A 15392-nucleotide genomic window follows, 5' to 3' on the forward strand; every position below is an offset into this window, starting at 1 on the left:
TACTTTTTTATATTCTGGTCGTTAAATTATGGAAACAAATAACCTCACAAATAGATCAAATCTCTCAATCAAGAAAAGTTAAGGGATAAAAAACTTGGTAAAATAAAACGAGTATTTTGTCAATAGGTGCTTATTTTTCCTACAGAATGCCAGACCAATCGATCCTCACATGTTATAATGATATTAATCCATTTTACACTCAGGTGAATGCCTGATTTGACCTATAATATTTTGATCTGGCAGTTTGTACTGTCTTTTCTTGAGCAGAAGTCTCAAACCCACAGGTATTTTTTATAAAATGATATTAAAAAATCTTAATTGCAGGAATCGTTTTTTTCAAATCCTCTTGCTTTCCATGCAGTAACAACATAATAATTTTTATGTAGATAAACAAAGAACCCATTTTGCACGGGTGGGGTATAATGTATTTGGGGAGTGGGGTTTAAGTGTGGGAGTGGGTTTTATGTATGAAAAGAGCCACCCGTGCAATAACAATCATGAAAAGTCATTATGGTATTTAAGGTTTATGATTTGATTGTACATTTTTAATTTACTCATCTTTGTATATACAATTTGTCTGTTTTTCCTATGGGATGCAACTAAATATTAGTGATACATAGAAACTCCCTCTGGAGTTATACTAATGGTTGAGGACATTGGAACGGTTATTAGCAAAGGTTTTGGTACCTGGACAAAGAATCTTAACATCTGTGTCCCTTTTATACTTGAAATGATGACAGCAATTGCATTCTTTATTTTTTCATTGATTATTTTTACACTGATGTTTATCGTTCCGGTTGTTTCACAGCAGAATATTGACCCTGGAAGTATATCACCGGAAGAAATGCTGAGCATGTTTTCGGACGTATTTTCAGAAAACATGTGGTTGCTGATTTTTGTGGGAATTATAATTTTCTTGCTTTACATGTTGGTGCAGTCCTTTTTTGCAGCTGGAGCTATAGGGATGGCAAGGGCAGCTTCTGAAAAAGGCAATACCAATCTTGGTGATATGTTCAACGCAGGCCGGGAAAACTTCCTTAACCTTTTCCTTGTAAATATACTTGTTTCCTTGCTCGCCATTGCAGGCCTGGTATTCCTTGTTCCGGGCATCATCTCATTAGGTGATATTAGCATTTTCCTTGCAAATCCTGATAGTGCAGTTGCAGGTGTTACAATACTGACGATCGGCATGTTGGCATGGGTTCTATACATAATTAGCCTGAGTCTTATTTTTTTCCTTGTGGATTATGCTCTTGTTATTGATGGCCTTGATCCTATCGGTGCAATTGAACACGGAATCTCTGTCTTCAGAAACAATATATTTTCTGTTTTTCTAATGTGGCTTTGGGTAGTTGGAATAACTGTGGCTCTAACTCTGGTAGGAGAAGCAACGTCTTATGTGGATGTAGTAGCCCAGCTATGGTCGTTTGCAGAAATCATCCTCAGCACCATCGTAATACAGCCTCTGATTGTCGTATGGCTTACACGTTTCTACCTTAACAGGACAGAGAAGAAACTCTATTCCTTTGAGGATTATATGATGGACTACTGATCTCTTTTAAGAAGTTTGCAGGCCTGGCATACATCTTCTGTACACGCCTGTCCGCATATACTGCACTTTGAAAGTCCTTCCTGCGGGAATTCACGTCCGAGTATGCCTGATATTTTGTCAAACCCACTCAAAAGAGCATATTTTGTACCAGGATGCCTGACTTCAAATTCGTTAAGCATAACCCTTATTTCCCTTCTCATTGCTTCATGGGCATATGGACATCCTCCAAAACCCAATGGCAGGTCATTCAAGTAAGCATAGAGTGCGACCTCTTTCTCAGGAATATGCCGCAAAGGTTTCATTCTAAGCACCAGTCCTTCCAGTTCTTTTGGGGGAGCAAGTCTTACCATGCGTGAAACATCACCTTTCAGGTGATTCAGGAGAAGTGTCTGAGCTTCATCATCAAGATTATGTCCGATTGCCAGTTTTGTAGCACCAATTTCAAGTGCGATCTTGTTAAGCAGGGATTTTCGAAGCACACCACAATAGCTACATGCCCCCTTCTCTCGTTGCTGGGGTGCAATTTCATCCATGGTGGTGTCATATTCTTCCCTGAACGAGCGGACTATATGCCTTATACCGAGTTTTTCTGTAAGCTCTTTTGCTGATTCTATTGTACTGGGGCGATACCCATCAATACCTTCATCAATGGAAATACCTACCAGTTCGATGTCCGGTCTTTTACCAAATATCTGGTGTAATATATGCAGAGTAGTACTGCTATCCTTTCCACCACTTAAACCAATTGCAATGACCTCATTCCTCTTGACGCTATAATGTTTCCTGATCGTAAGCTTGATCTTACGTTCAACGTCTGCGATGAAGTGCTTCCTGCATAGGTGCATACCTGAGTATTTCTGAAAAATAATGGCATCATTGTTACATTTACTGCATTTGATCATTTCGGTATCCATTACTTTTAGGACATGGAATCTTATTATATAAACATTAGTGACCAGAATTTTATGGTGTCAGGCTGGGTGAAGAAGCTGTGTCAGGTGAGCAATACCAAGATCATAGCACATCAGTTTTGTGTCGGCATCGTTCTGTTGACGCGAATAACATTCATTTTTTCTCACAAGGTACTAACTATTCGACTGTATATGTGTTGTTTTTGTGAAAATCAATTGAAATTCAATTTATAGATGCATAGGTTTAATAACTATGTCTGTTATGTTGGAGTCGCTTCACTAAAGCAAAATCAACGTGCTCCGGTAGTGTAGTCCGGCCAATCATTCCAGCCTTTCGAGCTGAAAACTCGGGTTCGAATCCCGGCCGGAGCACCATACTATTTTTCAAATAATTCTTTGAAGTCGATTAAACCATACTTTCTGCACCATCAGACTCTGGCCGTATGGGAATTGTTCGGTGCTTTTTACTTCCAAGTTATTCTATGTTTTGTTACAGGGTCATAGATCACTGCGTTGAAATTATTAAGTGACATTTATTTTAAAACAAAACAGTAAAAATTAAGTAACTATTCAGCCTAGCTCACTTCCACCAAGCTGATTTCTTCATCCACGATCAATTCTGCAACTTTGGAACAAATGAATTGCCATAAAATATTGCACTAATTGCATCGATAACAGATTCAGAATTCTTATTAACAGTAGACACGTATCCTCTTATACGGCAGAAATTTTTTGCACCCTGTTCACTGCGGAAAGTACCTGATATCTTCTGCTGTACTTTCGTCATTCTGATCTCTCTTTCAGCCTGATTGTTATCAAACGGAACGTTTTGGTCGTACATAAATCGCAAGATATCCTCTTTATGGCCAATAAACCTATCCAGCAAATTCTTTACCGTGGTCTGCTTCTTACGTCCTCGTTTTTTAGACCGCACATTTGATTCCGGATCAGGAGGATTTTCATTCACTCCTAAACAAGTTATGTGATCATAATCCTCACTGAACCTTTGAATTAGCTCAGTATCTAAAAGATCATTATCAACATGATGTTTAATGCATATCAAGAGATCACTCATTATCTTTGGCCACTGTTGATCCCTGTTTTCGGAAGCTCCAGTTAACTCTCGTAATAAATGTGCATTACATAATGAATGTTGACATTCATATTTGTTGTACGGTTTCCAAAAATCATGTGTTGCAACACCAGTGTAACCTGGTAATATGCCCATAGCATCCATTGCTTCTGAGCCCCTTTTACGATGTGCAAAATAATAGGTCAGTTTGTCTGTACCTGCCACATGAAGCCAATTACGAACTGCATTTATTCTCATTCCTGTTTCATCCAGATTGATGACAGGAGATTCTTTCAGGAGATGTTTCACTGTATTTTCAAAAGCTCCAAGCTTCTCAAAACAACTACGTTCCGTGTTCACCAAAGTAGCAGGACTTATCTTGCATCCCAAAATATCAGAGAACAACTTGGTAACACGCTGATAAGGAAGTAATTGGTAAGTGTGCAAATAAACTGCAAATGACTTAACTCGATGACCGTATTGAGTCGGCTGAGTTACACCATCTGGAAAAAGAGCTTTGTTTACATGAGAACATTTGGGACATGTTTTAATCTCGCAACGATGTTCAATGCAATTGATAGTTATAGGAGGAATGTCAAAGACCTGTCTTCTTTCATAGTCAGAGGGAACAGAAGCTAACGATCTCCCACAATTGACGCATTGATTAACAGGATGAACAATAACTTCATCCGGATCATCATTTATTCTTAATGTAGTACCAGGATGACCGTTTTGACCACCTACATGCTTATTGGTCTTTTTTCTTTGACTTTTAACGGTTGGTTTATTCCGTGCATAAGAATCAGTAGAAGGTGGTTTGCTACTGTTGCGACTATTCTTTTCAAGCATTTCTTCCAAATGCCTGACACGCTCTTCAAGTTGTGCAATTTGGAGAGATTGATGTTCAATTATCCCAAGTAATCGAGTTACAAGTTCTACTACTGCTTCTGGACCAGCTTCATAAACTGCAAGTATTTCTTCGCGGTCTATACAAATCCCCTCAGATTGATAGACGTTTTTTATGATATTTTACTGAATATTTTTTAACACATAGAATGAAGCCATAGTATATTGTTTTTTGCATCATTAAAACAGTCAGGCTGAATAGTTACAAAATTAAGTACTAATCAAATATTCCTGAACAAAACGTAAAGGAAAACGATGATGAGTATGCTGACAGATGTCCCCCCTGTGGGCATTTCTGGTATCTGTGATTACAGGTTACCTTTTAGGTGTGATTTCAGGGCTTGTGCCAGGTATCCATACCAATAATTTTGCACTATACTGCTTGCATTTTCTCCGTTTCTTTCAGAATATGGATTTCCGGTCATCTGCATTGCAGCCATGATACTGTCAAATGCAATATCACATACGTTTCATGATATTATTCCATCGATCTTTCTTGGAGCACCTGGTGAGGACACGGCACTAGCAGTGCTTCCAGGTCATACCTTATTGCTTGAGGGTCAGGGTGCACAGGCTATTCGTCTCTCAGCACTGGGAAGTGCGGGTTCAGTGGTGTTTTCCATGTTTACTGTGATCCCTCTTTCACTTCTGTTTGTGAAAAGTTATAGTCTCATTCAGGAAAATATGGCCTTCATACTAATTTTCGTAGTATTTGTAATGGTCATGACTGAAAAAGATGAGTATTATCATGGTGAAGGAAGGCAAAAGGTCTGGAGAAAAAGAGTCTATGCCCTTTTGCTCTTTGGCATGAGCGGTCTTTTAGGGGTATTTGCATTCAGGATGGATTATCTTGCCGTTCCTGTAATTGACTGGGGTCAGGGTTCAATATTACTTCCACTACTAAGCGGACTCTTTGGAGCATCCCAGCTTATAGTAAGCTTGTTCTCAGATCCAGTTATCCCGACACAATATGACTCAAAGCCGGAACTGGAAACCGGAAAGATCGTCAGGGGTATGGTTACTGGCAGTATCTTCGGTTCCATTGTTGCGTGGTTGCCGGGAATATCTTCATCTATAGCAACAGTATTTGCACGTCTTTTTGTTAAGCAGGAAGAAAAGAGTTCCAATTCCGGATATGGGAATAATGAGGCTTTCCTTAGTTCTTCAAAAGAGTTTATTGTATCCATTTCTGGTGTCAATACAAGTAACGCAATTTTCGGTTTGATGGCACTTGCATTTGTTGGAAAGACAAGAAGTGGAGCTATGGTAGCTATAAACGAACTGATAGGCGGTGTATCTCTTGAACTCTCATTGGTGGTGCTTTTTCTATGTGCAATACTGCTGACATCATTACTATCATACTTTTCCACGATCTATCTTGGTGATAACATCCACCATGTACTGGAAAAAGTCGACTACCCGAAACTTTGTTATGGGATTATTTTCTTCCTTGCAGTAATGGTATTGCTGTCTACAGGGTTATTCGGATTGCTGGTGTTTGTGATAGCAATTCCAATAGGAATGCTTGCACCATTTCTGGGAGTAAAAAAAAGCCATGTAATGGGAGTAATACTTTTGCCTGTGATCCTATATTTTATTTAGCTTATTCAAGTATCTCAGTATCATCGTGTGAATAGGCAGGAGAACAGCAACACAGTAATCTGAGTTCTCTTTCTCCTGTATTTTTGATATTATGGGGAGTTCCGGGGTGAATGCAGACCGAGTCTCCTTCATCGACTAAAATTGATTCATCCCCAAGTGTCATCAGACCACAGCCCGACAGAATATGGTATATCTCTTCTGCAACATTGTGGCGATGCAAAAGTGTTGTACTTCCTGCTGGTACCGTAGCCTCAGCGAGACTCTGGGCTGAGTTACCATGCGCAAGAGGATGCATCAGTTCCCTGATGGATGAACCATCTTTTGTGATGTAAGCTTCTGTCGTCTTGCAGGAAGTTTTGACCATCATGGAGATCACAAATCTATTCTTCTGTCTCAAAACCTGCTATCATTTCAAGCATGCTGTTTTTGATATCTGTGACATAATCCACCCACTTTCCTCCCACATCGATTGGTGCAAGGCCATTGAAGTCAGCTTCCATAAGGTCAGGATCATATGGTATTTCTCCAAGTACAGGAATGCCGAGTTCTTCCAGTTTTGGTTTTATGTTTGAGGAAGTACCTTTGTTGATGATTGCAGCAAGATGCTTTACCTCAATACCTTCGGAAAGCTGCTTTATCCTCTGGGCAGTTTCAATTGACCGCATTCCAGGTTCAACAACGATTATCATAAGATCTATTCCACGGGTGGTGCCTCTTCCGAGATGTTCTATCCCTGCCTCCATATCCAGTATCACAGCACTGGTATCCTTTAGTACCACATGTCTCAGGAAAGCCTTCAGGAATGCCGAGGCAGGACACATGCAGCCACTTCCGCCTGTTTCAACTGTGCCCATGACAAGCATTTTCACATTATCAGGACCAACAACACCGAACTTGTCTACAATATCATCGACTTTCGGGTTGAATTTGAACATTCCTCCCTTTTCTCCTGCTCTCTCTTCAATAAGATCCTGATAGTCAGTGAGTGGTTCCGGAGCTTTATCTATTCCCAGGGAGGAAGCAAGGTTCATATCAGCATCAGCATCAATGGCAAGCACGTCATATCCATCCCTTGCCAACATTCTTGCAAGAGTTCCGGATAGTGTTGTCTTACCTACTCCGCCTTTTCCTGTGACTGCAATTTTTACCATGCTCAGAACTGATAATTTATATGAATTATATTTTCCGGTTGCATTTCATTCGATGGTACTTACAAGTTCCAGCATTTCATCCAGTTCGCTGTTTCCGTCAATTGAAAATAGTGTGCCATTTACTATTCCGGCATCAATATTGTACTCTCCATTCGGTACAACTCCAATAACAATGGTGCTTGTATCGCCATTTTCAAATGCAGTTACAAAACCTAACATTCTCATTCCGGAATCTGTTGAATTGCCAGCTGCAGAGAATATCTTTACAATGGTTTCCGTCCCATCATCAAGTATAAGTTTTTTTGTGCTTGTTTCCTCTACGTTGGTAACGTCATTGTTTGCTTCCATTTCATCGATCTTGCTCTCCATTATTTTGGAAACAAGTTCTGTAGGTAATTTTGCTCCGGAAGGCAAAGAAAGACGATATGTGATTATCTGGGCGCTCAAACTCTCAGGTATGTCTATGGAAACCGGCAGGTTATTGGATTCCTTAAAATCAAGAACTTGTTCATTGATATCTGCTGTAAGCCTGTCATTATGATATTTTACAGTCGTGGAATTGAGAATTATGCTTGTTGAATCGGTAATTGTTTGTTCCAATGAGTTTTCCTCAATGGATAATTGTGACCATCCGTAGGCCAGTAGTGCATTCTCATCGATAGCTGCAGGAGTTGCCTGAGGAGTTTCAAGACATCCTGAGCTCAGGGAAATTATGAGTAGTAATGAAATCAGTAAATGAGTTTTCTTTATATTCAGGACCAAAAAAATCACCTGAATATCTAATGTATTTATTAATATATTAAAGCACTTGGTGTTAACGATTGTTGGCTACCCTTCTTTTTTTAGACATAAAAATCATATACTTTATATTGTTGATGTTCAATATTCTTATTGATGCACGACATTGACTCACGTTTCAGACAAATACGAAAAGTGCTGGTCTATGTGCTTTTCCTGAATCTGGTTGTTTCATTTGCCAAGATCGTCTATGGCTTTTATACAAATGTGCTCAGTATGCAGTCAGATGGTTTTCATTCTCTTTTTGACGGTGTTTCAAACATTGTGGGTCTTATAGGGATACAAATAGCAGCCAAACCTCCTGATAAAGAACATCCTTACGGGCATCGTAAGTTCGAGACACTGGCTTCTGTAATGATCGCTGTGATATTGGCCATTGTTGCTTTTGAAATAGTCCATTCGGCATTTAACCGGTTTGGAAATGGCAGTCATCCGGAGGTAACTGCAATAAGTTTTGCAGTGATGCTTGGAACAATGTTAGTCAATTATTCAGTGACCACATATGAAAGCAAAAAAGGTAAAGAATTAAACAGCGAGTTACTCCTTGCTGATTCTGCTCATACTAGAAGTGACATATACGTTTCACTTTCTGTCATTATAGGCCTGATAGCTATCCGGCTCGGTTATCCTGTCATTGATCCTGCAGTTTCGATATTAATAGCCCTGGTTATACTTCATGCAGGTGCAGAAATTATATTCCATAGTATATCTATCCTGATCGATGAATCCCAGATAGATCCGGAAGATATCTCTCAGGTAGTCCATAATATAGAAGGTGTGGTTGGTTGCCATAATATACGCACACGTGGACCTCCGGGAAGTGTCTACGTGGACCTCCATGTTGAAGTAGACCCTGATATGAGCACTTATAAATCTCACACTATCTCTCATATTGTTCAGTACCGGATCAAGGAAAGTTTTGACGGAATAGAGGATGTCCTCGTGCACATAGAACCAGCTCACACACGGTCGATATAAATATTATCAGGAACTCTATACGATTATGCCAGGAAATACATTCGGACATTCTTTCAAGATAACTACCTGGGGTGAATCCCATGGTAAAGCCCTGGGGGTCGTTGTTGACGGGGTGCCGGCAGGGCTTGAATTATCAGAAACTGATATTCAAAAAGACCTCGACCGCCGCCGGCCGGGGCAGAGTGAAGTATCCACACCTCGCTCAGAATCTGATTCTGTTGAAATATTATCCGGCGTAATTGAAGGCGTTACAACGGGAATGCCCGTATCCATGCTTGTATGGAATAAGAATGCTAAATCCAGTGCATACGATTACATAAAGAACATCCCCCGTCCGGGTCATGCAGACCTTTTCTATTCTGAGAAATATGGTATCCGTGACCACAGAGGTGGCGGAAGGTCATCCGGCAGGGAAACCATTGGCAGGGTTGCAGGAGGCGCTGTTGCCAAAAAAATTCTTTCTCAGGCAGGTATTGAGGTATTTGCCCATGTTATCGAGCTTGGTGGTGTAAAGGCAAAACAGCTTTCCTTTGATGAGATACGCTTGAATGTTGAGAATAGTGTTGTCCGCTGTGCTGACCCTGAGGCTGCTGAAAAGATGCTTGAGCAGGTGAATATTGCTCGTTTTGAAGGTGACAGTATTGGTGGTATTGTGGAAATTATAGCTACGGGTGTACCTATAGGTCTTGGTGAGCCAGTATTCGGTAAGCTGGATGCTGATATTGCCTGCGCAATGATGGGGATTGGTGCTGTGAAAGGTGTGGAAATTGGTGCTGGTTTTGAATGTTCCCATATGAAGGGAAGCCAGATGAACGATCCATTTGTGCTTGAGAATGGCCAGGTAGTTCCAGGCACTAACAACGCAGGTGGTATGATAGGTGGTATATCCACAGGGATGCCAATAATTTGCAGGATAGCAGTAAAACCGACACCTTCTATCTCAAAGACCCAGAAGAGCGTTGATATGGCTGCAATGAAAGAGATCGACCTTGAAGTCCATGGCAGGCATGACCCGACAATTCCTCCCAGAATGGTGCCTGTGGCAGAGTCTATGATGGCATTGGTGCTTGCGGACCATATGGTAAAGAGTGGGCGTATAGGTCCTGATTCATTGCTAGGATGACTGTTTCCTTAATTCATATTTTTTTATATTTCTACTACTACGTGTTTCAGTTGATTGAATAAATAACATAGAACCATCTCTATGGTTATGAAAATAACAATTTATTATGATAGCGTAAAAATAAAAAAAAGATAGAAGAAAAGGTAAGCAATATCAGATATTTAATTTGCTCATCCTTTCTACTGCTTCATTGATTCTTTCAACGGAGCGTGTAAGTGCAAACCTGATGTAACCTTCACCGTAAGTTCCAAAGCCAACACCTGGTGTTGCCACGATTCCTGCGGTCTCAAGCAGCAATTTTGCAAATCCTACTGAATCATAACCATCAGGGACAGGTGTCCAGACGTAGAATGTTGCTTTAGGTGGCTTGACATCAAGTCCCAGTTCGCGAAGTCCTTTTAACAGTGCATCTCTTCTTTGTTCGTAAATGCGGTTCATATCTGAAACACATTGCTGGGAGCTGCTAAGCGCGGTAATGCCTGCCATCTGGATAGCATCGAAGGCTCCGGAGTCCACATTGGACTTAACCTTACCGATACCGGATATTATTTGTTTGTTACCAACTGCAAAGGCAAGTCTCCATCCTGTCATATTATATGTCTTGGAAAGGGAGTAGACCTCAATTCCCACGTCCATTGCGCCGTCAACGCTTAAGAAACTTGGAGCTTTGTAATTGTCGTATGTCATTTCAGAGTAGGCGTTGTCATGTATGACCACGATTTCATTTTCACGTGCAAACTGTACAACCTCTTCAAAGAACTTTTTATCAGCAACGGCAGCTGTTGGGTTATTTGGATAGTTCAGGAACATTAACTTTGCTTTTTCAAGCTTGTCCTTTGGAATCGCATCCAGATCAGGCAGGAAGTCATTTTCTTCGAGAAGCGGCATAATATGGGCTTCTCCACCTGCGAATTCTGTTCCTATTTTGTATACGGGGTATGCGGGGTCCGGGCAAAGTGCTATATCACCTGGGTTGATAAAAGCAAGTGGTATATGTGCAATACCTTCTTTTGATCCTATAAAAGTAAGGGCTTCAGTTGCAGGATCTAAATCCAATCCTCTGCTTTCTTTACACCAGTCAGCAGCAGCTTTCCTGAAAGCAGGCATTCCTGCGTAGGAAGGGTACTTGTGTGTTTCAGGCTTACGTACTGCTTCGCACATTGAATCAACAATATGGGCAGGTGTTGGCTGATCCGGGTCACCGACTCCCAGGTCTATAACATCTACTCCTTTTGCTTTCATAGCTGCCTTAGACTCGTCTATTGTTGCAAACAAATATGGGGGCAATGAGTTTATCCTATCAGAATACATTTATTCACCTATTATCCAAGCATTTTTGTGCCATATGGCATTTATGGAACTCATTTATGGATTCCTATCTATTTAATAGCATAGTATAAGCAATTTTTTTCCGGGCAGTTGAAAAGTTATGTCCAAACAAAATCTATTAATATTAATAATATAAATTATAATATTATATTTTTAATCAATATGTGGTGTGGATCATTACTTTCGAAGAAAAACTGGACACTATGAAAAAGAGGGAAAGGGAGCTTGAATGTATCTATAGTATATCAGATCTGTTCGATCTGCATGTACCGCTTAAGTCCCTTCTAAAAGGTATAATACAAAGGCTGCCATCAGCTTTTATTTATCCTGAACTTGCTGAGTCGTGTATAGTTCTGGATGGGGAACTATACCAAACAGGCATGTTTGAAAAGAACAAACAATCCTTGTCCAGCAATATTATAGTTCATGGCAATAAACATGGTTTTCTTAGTGTATCTTACCGTGAGGAATGCCCTTTGCATGATATTGGCCCATTCCTGGAAGATGAGCAACGGTTGCTGGATGTAATTACATCACGTCTCTGTAAAGTTATAGAAAAAAAACATGTAGAAGAGGCTCTTCTTAATTCTGAGAAAAGATACAGGATGATATTCGATGTTTCTCCCCTTGGAATATTTATGGATCAAAATGGAACCATAAGTCATTGCAACAGAAGTTTTCTCAACATCTTTGGAGTTTCAAAAAACGATGTTGTAGGTGCAGAGATTTTTGAGTTTGTAAATGATGACCGTTTAAATCAGCTTTTTGCCGGATATTTAGAGTCTTCATGTCCATTTTATGAAAATGAATACTCTGCACGAATATCGGGCAGGGATATATATCTGAAATCTTACTATGTTCCTTTGAGGTCAAAGGACAATATTATCGATGGTGGTATTGGTCTTATTGCTGATATAACCTCAAACAAGAATTCAGAAGAAGAATTACAAAACCAGAAAGAACTTCTAACAAGTACTTTCAATGCCTTGCAGGATCTTATTGTTGTTGTGGACAGAGAAATGAAGATAGTTACCAGTAATTGGAAAAGTGACATGATATCTCCTCCGCAGAATGAAGGATCACATCCGCAGATGTATGATTGTTTTACTCATAATCTGATGCCTTGTGACCCCTGTCCTGTAAAGGATGTTTTCTCAACAGGCAACATGAAAGAATTCGAGCATATTGACTCAGTTGACAACAAAGTGAGGGATTTCCGTATATTCCCTGTCTATGATACAAAAGGTGATGTAATAATGGCGGTAAGCCACATACGTGACATTACCGAGCGCAAGGAAACAGAAGAGGCCTTAAAGCAGTCAACAAGTGAACTAGAACGGGCATATGAAGAGTTAAAGTCTCTTGACCAGCTCAAGGATGAATTCCTTTCTAACCTGAGACATGAACTTAACACACCGCTTACTTCCATAAAAGGATTCAGCGAGCTTTTGTATGATGGTACTCTCGGTTCACTGAATGATGGGCAAATGGATGCAATAGGGCGTGTTGTGACAAAATCAGGCAAGCTGCAGAATTTGATTGATTCCCTGCTTTTTGTAAGTACTAACCAGAACGGGACTATAAGATACAATTTTGAGCAAATCGAGCTTTCTTCTCTTCTTACTAATATTGTGAACCTTTTCTTTGATACGATCAAAGAGAAAAACATGCATATTCACACAGATGTTGATTTCGAAACATGTTTAATTGATGCTGACAGGACATATCTTCCTCAGGTATTCACCAGTTTGGTGGATAACGCAATAAAATTCACATCCGACCATGGGACAATCCATCTCTCGGCATTTAAAGAGGACAAAGAAGTCCATGTGATAATAGAAGATACCGGCATTGGTATTTCTGAAAAGGATCTTCAAAATCTGTTCCAGAAATTCTATCAGATAGATAGTTCATCAACCAGGAATTACGGTGGTAATGGTCTTGGGCTTTACATAAGTAAAGTGATCGTAGAAAACCACGATGGAAAAATATGGATAGAAAGTGAAGAAGGGAAAGGGACAAAAGTCCATGTACGTGTCCCCTTAAGGCAAAATCAATTTTCAGCTTCTTCCAGTTCACCTTCTATATCCTGTGAAAGACCTTTGCTAAGATAATTATTGTTTGTTGGTAGCTCCAGGTAGAAATTATCTGTACTGTCTATTTCTACAGTTCCTGAACTAATTGTATAGTCCAGTATATGTCCGCCTCCTGTCCTGTCCTGTGTGATGAAGTGCAGGTGGTAACCCGGTACATTTATGCCGTCAACATATTCAGGCATCCAATATCCGACTATTGTACCTTCAGTATCATTAAACTCAAAAACAGACTGATCCTTGGTTACTTCAACAAGTCTGGGATAAGGTTTTTCCTGTCCTGCTACACTACGTGTTTTCATGTAGTCGAATTTGCCTGTTATCTTTACAGCATACATTACATTCTGACTTGGAAGAAGTGCTGTAATGTGTTCTGCCAACTGCTGGCTGTTCATTTGTTCATCTATTATATTTTCGATGTCAGTCTCAAAGAAAGTGACAGCTGCAAATGGTGATGTTACGGAATCTTCGACTTCATATATCTGGCCATCTGCTTTGACCTGATAGATTATGCCATCAAGTTCCAGCATTTCCCCGTCAAGGTTGTCAAATGTTCCGAGTCCGAAGTCACCTTTACTTTTCAGTTCCCCGCAGCTGATCTCACCGTCATAAACACCTTCAAGGAGAGCATCTATTATGGAAAACTGGTATATTATGTCGGTTTCGGCATTCAATACTTGATTGGCGGTAGCTATGCTCTTATCTACGGAGTCTATGCTTTCGGTGTTTTCACTGACGCACCCTCCTGCTAAGATTGAAAGGATAACAAGCAGAGTGATAAGATAAAAGTTTCTTTTTTTCATTTTCTTCCCTCTTTTTTATTGTTTCAGTTATTTACTTATTATATATTTATTTATTATATTTAGAACGTACAGCTTTAGCTATTTGTCTTTCATGTATGCTGCATAAATGAACTATGAATGAGCTCTTTGCCATTTGTGTGTGTACATACAGAAGGTCTGACAAAAAGCAAAGTAAAGAAAAACAAAGGCTTCAGGCGTCTTTTAATTGTTAGCCCTTAAAAATCAAAAAATAAGAATATTGAATATGCTTACATTGCAGTTTCGCTTAGGATATTCTCAAGGTCAAGAAGGATGAGTAATCTGTCTTCTAGTTTGCCAACACCTTTCAGGTATTCTGCATTTATCTTCTGTGTGATGATCTCAGGTGTCTGGTCAATGTTCGATCCCTGCAGACGTATGACTTCACTGACAGAATCTACAACCAGTCCGATGACAGTGCCCTCTATGTCCACAACAACAACACGGGACTCATCAGTCATATCTTTTTGAGACATTCCAAAGCGTTTGTCAAGATCCATGACAACTATTATCTTACCTCTAAGATTGATCACTCCTTTTACGTAATCAGGAGACCTTGGAATCCTTGTAATTTCAGGCATTCGGATTATTTCCTGTACCTGCATTATGTCCACACCAAATTCTTCCAAACCCAGACTAAAAACTACAAGTTGATGGAGGTCCTCGTCAATATTATCCTGAAATGTTTCATTCACATTCGCCATTTTTTTACCTCAATGAATACGGAACTGTATTAGCGCACAACACACTGCACATAAATATCTAAACTACTATTATATTGTAAATAGTATAAATAGATTCTCTTAGGTGAAACTTCGTTTCCTTTATGAAAATGGTAGAGAAAAACAAATTGGTATGCACTTACGAAACAAAAACATCGAAGTGATGAATTTGATGACGGATATTCACACAGGGGATAATGTGAAAGAGTGCACATGAACACAAAATGGACAGTTAAATTTGATATTAGGGGATGAAAAATCGAAGCAAAAAACTGTGTTCGATTATGAATTTTATAGCATATCAATTGCTTGTAACTACAAATTTGTAAAATGG

Annotated in this window: 13 protein-coding genes, 1 tRNA gene and 1 pseudogene; 7 read left to right on the plus strand and 8 right to left on the minus strand. The window is 39.7% G+C overall.

What is annotated here, in order from left to right:
* The first annotated feature begins 643 nt into the window (after positions 1-643).
* Positions 644-1552, plus strand: coding sequence for a hypothetical protein (locus tag WN948_RS13935; protein WP_342304786.1), 909 nt, complete (start codon positions 644-646; stop codon positions 1550-1552).
* On the opposite strand, the gene WN948_RS13940 is transcribed toward WN948_RS13935, so the two are convergent.
* Positions 1546-2466: a TIGR00269 family protein gene (locus WN948_RS13940; protein WP_342304787.1), complete on the minus strand. Its 921-nt coding sequence runs from the start codon at positions 2464-2466 to the stop codon at positions 1546-1548. The two genes, WN948_RS13935 and WN948_RS13940, sit on opposite strands and share 7 nt — an antisense overlap.
* A gap of 294 nt (positions 2467-2760) precedes the next feature.
* Here WN948_RS13940 and WN948_RS13945 point away from each other — a divergent pair.
* A tRNA-Glu gene (locus WN948_RS13945) sits at positions 2761-2838 on the plus strand.
* A 238-nt stretch (positions 2839-3076) separates the two neighbouring features.
* Here WN948_RS13945 and WN948_RS13950 read toward each other — a convergent pair.
* On the minus strand, positions 3077-4531 hold the full coding sequence (locus tag WN948_RS13950; protein ID WP_342306477.1) for an IS66 family transposase: 1455 nt from the start codon (positions 4529-4531) through the stop codon (positions 3077-3079).
* A 339-nt stretch (positions 4532-4870) separates the two neighbouring features.
* Here WN948_RS13950 and WN948_RS13955 point away from each other — a divergent pair, with 339 nt between their 5' ends.
* The gene (locus tag WN948_RS13955) at positions 4871-6043 is read left to right on the plus strand and encodes a tripartite tricarboxylate transporter permease (RefSeq protein WP_342306494.1); all 1173 of its coding nucleotides are present in this window, start codon (positions 4871-4873) and stop codon (positions 6041-6043) included.
* Position 6044: 1 nt separating this feature from the next.
* On the opposite strand, the gene WN948_RS13960 is transcribed toward WN948_RS13955, so the two are convergent.
* The 3 genes from WN948_RS13960 to WN948_RS13970 are packed head-to-tail and all read right to left on the minus strand — an operon-like array spanning position 6045 to position 7956.
* Complete coding sequence (locus WN948_RS13960; RefSeq protein WP_342304788.1) at positions 6045-6410, minus strand: cupin domain-containing protein; 366 nt, start codon at positions 6408-6410, stop codon at positions 6045-6047.
* A 13-nt stretch (positions 6411-6423) separates the two neighbouring features.
* Positions 6424-7194, minus strand: a complete 771-nt coding sequence (locus WN948_RS13965; protein ID WP_342304789.1) for a carbon monoxide dehydrogenase accessory protein CooC — start codon at positions 7192-7194, stop codon at positions 6424-6426.
* Between the two features lie 45 nt (positions 7195-7239).
* Positions 7240-7956 (minus strand): hypothetical protein, encoded by a 717-nt coding sequence (locus tag WN948_RS13970; protein WP_342304790.1) that lies wholly within the window; start codon positions 7954-7956, stop codon positions 7240-7242.
* A 132-nt stretch (positions 7957-8088) separates the two neighbouring features.
* On the opposite strand from WN948_RS13970, the gene WN948_RS13975 reads away from it, so the two are divergent.
* Entirely contained in the window at positions 8089-8970 is an 882-nt protein-coding gene (locus tag WN948_RS13975) for a cation diffusion facilitator family transporter (RefSeq protein WP_342304791.1), read from the plus strand.
* 25 nt (positions 8971-8995) lie between these two features.
* The gene (gene aroC / locus WN948_RS13980) at positions 8996-10093 is read left to right on the plus strand and encodes a chorismate synthase (RefSeq protein ID WP_342304792.1); all 1098 of its coding nucleotides are present in this window, start codon (positions 8996-8998) and stop codon (positions 10091-10093) included.
* A 153-nt stretch (positions 10094-10246) separates the two neighbouring features.
* Here the strand turns inward: aroC and WN948_RS13985 are convergent, their stop codons facing one another.
* Positions 10247-11404 carry an LL-diaminopimelate aminotransferase gene (locus WN948_RS13985; protein ID WP_342304793.1) on the minus strand — a complete coding sequence of 386 codons (1158 nt, stop codon included), beginning with the start codon at positions 11402-11404 and terminating at the stop codon, positions 10247-10249.
* Positions 11405-11625: 221 nt separating this feature from the next.
* On the opposite strand from WN948_RS13985, the gene WN948_RS13990 reads away from it, so the two are divergent.
* Positions 11626-13536, plus strand: a complete 1911-nt coding sequence (locus WN948_RS13990; protein ID WP_342304794.1) for a PAS domain-containing sensor histidine kinase — start codon at positions 11626-11628, stop codon at positions 13534-13536.
* Here the strand turns inward: WN948_RS13990 and budA are convergent.
* Complete coding sequence (budA, locus tag WN948_RS13995) at positions 13476-14318, minus strand: acetolactate decarboxylase (RefSeq protein ID WP_342304795.1); 843 nt, start codon at positions 14316-14318, stop codon at positions 13476-13478. The genes WN948_RS13990 and budA overlap by 61 nt on opposite strands.
* 248 nt (positions 14319-14566) lie before the next feature.
* Positions 14567-15040 carry a chemotaxis protein CheW gene (locus WN948_RS14000; protein ID WP_342304796.1) on the minus strand — a complete coding sequence of 158 codons (474 nt, stop codon included), beginning with the start codon at positions 15038-15040 and terminating at the stop codon, positions 14567-14569.
* A 106-nt stretch (positions 15041-15146) separates the two neighbouring features.
* On the opposite strand from WN948_RS14000, the pseudogene WN948_RS14005 reads away from it, so the two are divergent.
* Positions 15147-15387, plus strand: a pseudogene (locus WN948_RS14005) (ISNCY family transposase); the annotation flags it as partial.
* Between the last annotated feature and the right edge of the window lie 5 nt (positions 15388-15392).

The sequence above is a fragment of the Methanolobus sp. ZRKC5 genome (assembly GCF_038446525.1).
In the GTDB taxonomy this organism is placed as follows: Archaea; Halobacteriota; Methanosarcinia; order Methanosarcinales; family Methanosarcinaceae; genus Methanolobus.